General features: G+C 30.9%; 5 protein-coding genes. 2 read left to right on the plus strand and 3 right to left on the minus strand.

All coding sequences use genetic code 11. The features are described from left to right. The 3 genes from PBF_RS24490 to PBF_RS24505 form a co-directional block, all read right to left on the minus strand. Positions 1-573 (minus strand): DUF5067 domain-containing protein (locus PBF_RS24490; protein WP_064503429.1); only part of this gene is annotated, 573 nt, incomplete at its 3' end. A 700-nt stretch (positions 574-1,273) separates the two neighbouring features. Beyond that, positions 1,274-1,597: a nucleoside triphosphate pyrophosphohydrolase gene (locus PBF_RS24500; RefSeq protein ID WP_035333603.1), complete on the minus strand. Its 324-nt coding sequence runs from the start codon at positions 1,595-1,597 to the stop codon at positions 1,274-1,276. Positions 1,598-1,677: 80 nt separating this feature from the next. After that, entirely contained in the window at positions 1,678-2,667 is a 990-nt protein-coding gene (locus PBF_RS24505; protein ID WP_035333605.1) for an HNH endonuclease, read from the minus strand. Positions 2,668-2,843: 176 nt separating this feature from the next. Between PBF_RS24505 and PBF_RS24510 the strand changes: the two genes are divergently transcribed. Together PBF_RS24510 and dndD are read left to right on the plus strand one after the other, a co-directional pair. Further along, positions 2,844-3,026 carry a DNA modification system-associated small protein gene (locus tag PBF_RS24510; RefSeq protein ID WP_035333607.1) on the plus strand — a complete coding sequence of 61 codons (183 nt, stop codon included), beginning with the start codon at positions 2,844-2,846 and terminating at the stop codon, positions 3,024-3,026. 17 nt (positions 3,027-3,043) lie between these two features. Then, positions 3,044-4,915: a DNA sulfur modification protein DndD gene (dndD, locus tag PBF_RS24515; RefSeq protein WP_035333610.1), complete on the plus strand. Its 1,872-nt coding sequence runs from the start codon at positions 3,044-3,046 to the stop codon at positions 4,913-4,915. Positions 4,916-4,953 lie beyond the last annotated feature (38 nt).

Here is a 4,953-nt window from a genome sequence, read left to right on the forward strand (position 1 = left end):
CCTTCTGGGGAATTTTAAACCGGCGATTTTGAGGAAGTTTTGACCGGCCTTGACACCTTGTGTAGCAATTAATGTTACAGGTGTTTCCAAATCATCTAATTCATAAGCTACTGCATTTTTAACTGTACCATCTTTTTTAATTGTTTCTAATTGAGAATCAAGAAACTGATCATCTGGAAGTCCACCAACTTCAAGAGTATTGACTGCATTTGGATTATTGTCTTGTACTGCTTCAAATACTGCCATCCATCCCATACTAGGGTCAATTTCTTTATCACTTAAATTAGTTATTTCATACCAAATCGCAAATACAGGTTTTTCACCATATTCATTTCCTTTTTCACCAACTTGAATAACTTTAGTTTTAGTAATTTTAATTTTTAAGTCATTTAATTTTGCTTCATTATCTTTGAAATAGAGTTCATTATTTGTCTCTTTTTCTTCATTTGTATTTTCTGCAGTTTCTTCTTTATTTACAGATTCAGAAACATTTTTCGTTCCTTCGTCTTGATTGCCACAACCAGCAATTATAGATAGTGTTAATACAGAAGTTAATATGAAAGATTTTTTCATCTAGTTACTTTCCTCCCAATGTTTTCATTTGATTATTATCTATGTTCCTTAATGTATGGATATCGCTCTAATATCTATATTATTCCACCCTGTTTTTGCACCAAAAGAATAGCGTTATCCCATCCTTATAGAAGTATTTTCTTCATAATTGATATCCTCATAAACCTCTAGGATGGTTCCTACTTGCCCTTCTCATTAATGGAGTCATCTTTAATGATCCTTACAACATCATATTGTTTCATAAATTCACCGTTTCCAATTAACATTGCTAAACTGCCCTTTGGCTTAAGTGCTCGTTTCACACAATCACTACTAAAAGTGAAAAACATAACTAAGACACTTAAGAAATAAAAGATTAAAAAGATAGACAGTAGATTATCCAGAAAGAATGAAGTGGTAAACAGTATTGTCGTCATTGGTACACTTTTTTGCACTCAGTCGTAAAAATAATGTCAATAATGGCAGAATTTATTGGCTGAAATTATTTCAGGGCTCTCCTCCCTTCCTTTTTGTAACTAATTTTCTGGCACATATCAATCTTAACATTGAGGGTGCACAAATAATCGGGTGGGTAAGAAAAGAAAAACAGCATACTTCTTTGCATGCTGTAAAAACGAAATATTTTTTTAAACATTTGTTGCCGCAAGGTTTATGATAATTTATAATGCCTCACCGCCAGCACAGTAACTTAGTGGATTTTTTATTTTTCAACGTCAATTAAAAGAATCTTCTCTTTAAACCTTCCGCGTTTTTCAGCCTTTTTTCTTCTCAGTTCCTCTACCTTCTCAATTGATTCACCATGAGACTCAGCAAGTGCATATATTATTTCAAGTAAATCGGCCAATTCTTCAAGAGCCTCTTCTCTATTAGTCGCATTTATATACTCATCTAATTCTTCATAACTCTTTTTCCTGAGTTCCTTTATGTATTCTGTTTGATCAAGAATCTTTGACGAATATTTTTTCCCTGTTTCTGCAATGATTTTTGGAATATAGTCACGGACTAATTTGTTATATGTAGGCATGAGTATCCTCGCTAATCTCTGAAAATTTTCTAATTCATTTCTTTTAAATTGGAAAATGCTAGTCTCTTTAACTTTTCTTACTATACTTTAGGTTTCCAACTATCTATATAGCCGTTATATGATGAGTAATTATAAAGATTTACTAGTTTTTCATGCTGATAATTGCTAAATAAATCTATATCTACAGGATTAAAAGAGTTAATTAGGTGTTCATTTCTTTCAACTATTTGATAAAGAAAGCTCTTCTCTGCTAAATTATCATTTTTCTTAAGATTACATGACGGGCATGAAAGCACAAGATTCCATAAATTATCACTTTGAACAAAACTCCATGGAATAAAATGATCAACATGTGAAGCGTTTCTTTTTTTACCTAGAGATTTTCTACAGTAGAAGCATACATTTTCTTGATATTTCAATAGTATTTGATAAAACGGGTTTAAAGAAGAGCGCTTCGATACATTTTCTATTTTGGTTAAAAGATAATTAATATTTGGTACTGAATTATGCTTTTCTAAAAATAATGCTAAATGATAATTTGTTAAATACGTAATCATTTTTTGATGTCTTTGCAGAAATCTATATACTGGCAAATTAAATTTTAAGTACTCTTTGTTTCGGTCAAATTCATAAAACAGACCTTTCGTATCACCATAAAATGCTCCAATAACATATCTTTTTCCTGTCTTTTTTATATCTTTAATAATTTCTAGCTGTACTTTGTCATCTAATTTATCAAATGTCCATTCAGGAGGAATTGAATATTTATCACAGTAGCCTTCTAGTATTTTCTGAATGCTGGAGGCCTGTTTTTTATTATTTGATTGCCATAATTGGTGATGCACAACCAAGTTCCAATTTATTTTTGCAAAAGAATAAAACAACTTATTAAAATCAAGTTCGAGATCTTCATTAACATTATAAAGATTTTCTATAAGGGTTTTAAAAAAACCATATTTATACGACATAGTTGTATAGGATCTGGAGAAAAAATTGCTGATTACTTTCCATATATCTTCATCAGTTATATAAGTTGATTTAATTTCCCCGACCTTTAGGTCCCAGCCCAAAATACCCCTCCTTCTTTTAATCTTTTTAGTTATACCCCTCCAATTTTTCGAAAAGGTGGTATGGTAAAATTTGTACCGTAACATAATTGTAAAATTTATAAGCAAATATGTTAAGATTTTAATAGTTATTTATTTTATTATCCTCTATTTACCATAATAAAACGAAGGTGATTTATATGAAAGAAATAAAAAGACGTGAACTTGAACTCCTAGCAAAAGTTTGTAACCAAAATGACGTTCCTCTAAAATTAGCAAAAGACCTTATTAAGTCAGCTGAAAAACTTTCCTATGAAAATGTTAGTCAGGGCGGAAGAATTAAAGAGTATAAAGATTTATTTTATTTCCATACAAAAAAATAGTAGTTAGGTGATAAACTGTGTTATTAAAGAAATTAACTTTCGATAACTATAAAACTTATTACGGACATCAGGATATAGACCTATATATTCCAAAGGAAGTACGAGAAGAAACTGGAAAAAATATTATTCTCTTAGGTGGATTAAATGGTGCAGGCAAGACGACCATTCTAAAAGCAATTTTATACGTTCTGTTCGGTAAAAGAGGAATGTCTGAAAGTGAGTATAAAAGATTATTTTCCAATGTAATTAATAATACCTTCTTTGATGAAGGTGGACGTGAATGCTCAGTATCCCTCTCTTTAGAAACCGATTCAGGTGAAGAATGGACCCTTAAAGTTAAATGGTATTTTGATCATTTAAAGAGAATGACTCACGAACAAAGAGATCTAGATGTAAGGAAACCAGGATCTAGGATTCCCAAGCATGCGAGAATTGATAATATTGAAGTATATAATAAATTTATTGATCGAATTATTCCATACCATGCAGCTCCTTTCTTTATTTTTGATGGAGAAGAAATTAAAGATATTATTTTAAGGCAAAATAGTAACGAAATGAAAGAAGCTATACACAAAATTACCGGTATGGAGGCATATAAACTTCTATTAGCAGACCTTAAATCATTTCAAAGTTCCATAGAAAATAAGTTAGCAAAGTCTGTTAGCCAAGCGAAGCTCAATAGTATTAATACAGAACTTGAAGAAATAAATGGTACAATTACTACTCTTGAAACAAAGAAAGTGAAACTTTCATCAGAAATAAAAAAATATGAGTCGCTAATTAATACAGCAAAACAAGAAAGAAATAATAAAATCTCACAAAACTCTAAATCCAGGGAAGTTATTGTTAAGAAACAATCACGTGTAGAAACTGAACTAAAGCTAGCAAAAGAAGAACTCAATACTTTCTTACATCAAAATATGATGAATATTATATTAAGAAACAAGATTGCTAGCTTAAAAAAGAAGCTTAAACTGGAAAACCAGGTAAATCACAAGAAAATATTGCAAAACGCTTCACTAACACCATACAGAAACTTTATGAACCAATTATTAGGCAAGAGCATTAATCCTCCCCTAACCAATGAGCAACTAACACAAATTGAAAGGCTAGGAGAAGAGATATGGATTAAAGAAAATGATATAAAAAATATAGTTCCTGAAGATTTCAAAATAATACATGATATTTCTAATAATGACTATTCATATTTAATAAACCTTTCAATTAAAGATAAAGTAAAAGTTACAGAAATGATAAACAAAATTGAAAAACTACAGCAAGCTTACGACAATTTGGAAATTGAAATTCGAAATGCTCCAGAGGCAGTAAATGTAGAGGAAGAAAGCAATAAGATTGATTTATTAGCTAAAAAATTAGGAGAGATCAACTTAAGATTTAAATCGATAGCCAGCAAACTTAATACTGCTAATGAAGAAAAATCTAGGCTATTAAATAACCTGAGCAGAATGTCAGGACAAGATGAAGATTTAGAATCCCTGCAGCAGCAAAACATCCAAGTGTCACGTACCATTAGAGCGATGGAGCAATATGTAGCAGAAGTAACATCCCTGAAAGCAACTTATATTAAAGAAGAGTTTGCAAAGATGTTAAGCCAATTGTTTAGGAAACAAGATGAATTTGGAAAAATTGAATTTGATATTAACACTTATACTATTAGGCTATATAATGATCGAATGCAGGAAGTAAGTATTCAAGACCGTTCTGCAGGTGAGATGCAGATGATATCGTCTGCATTAATATGGGCTCTAACTAAAGCCTCAGATTTATCACTTCCAATGGTTATAGATACTCCACTAGGTCGACTGGATAGCTACCATAGAAATCACTTAATGAACCACTACTATAAAGAATTAAGTGAACAGGTGTAACCGTCAAGTAGTTTTGAACACTTTTTGCTCATTAAGTT

The organism is Cytobacillus firmus DS1, from assembly GCF_000565285.1.
In the GTDB taxonomy this organism is placed as follows: domain Bacteria; phylum Bacillota; class Bacilli; order Bacillales; family Cytobacillaceae; genus Cytobacillus; species Cytobacillus firmus_A.

Bases quoted from the DNA above. Each gene is read 5' to 3' on its own strand.
- PBF_RS24500 (WP_035333603.1), bottom strand. From the start codon at position 1,597: ATGCCTACATATAACAAATTAGTCCGTGACTATATTCCAAAAATCATT.
- PBF_RS24510 (WP_035333607.1), top strand. From the start codon at position 2,844: ATGAAAGAAATAAAAAGACGTGAACTTGAACTCCTAGCAAAAGTTTGT.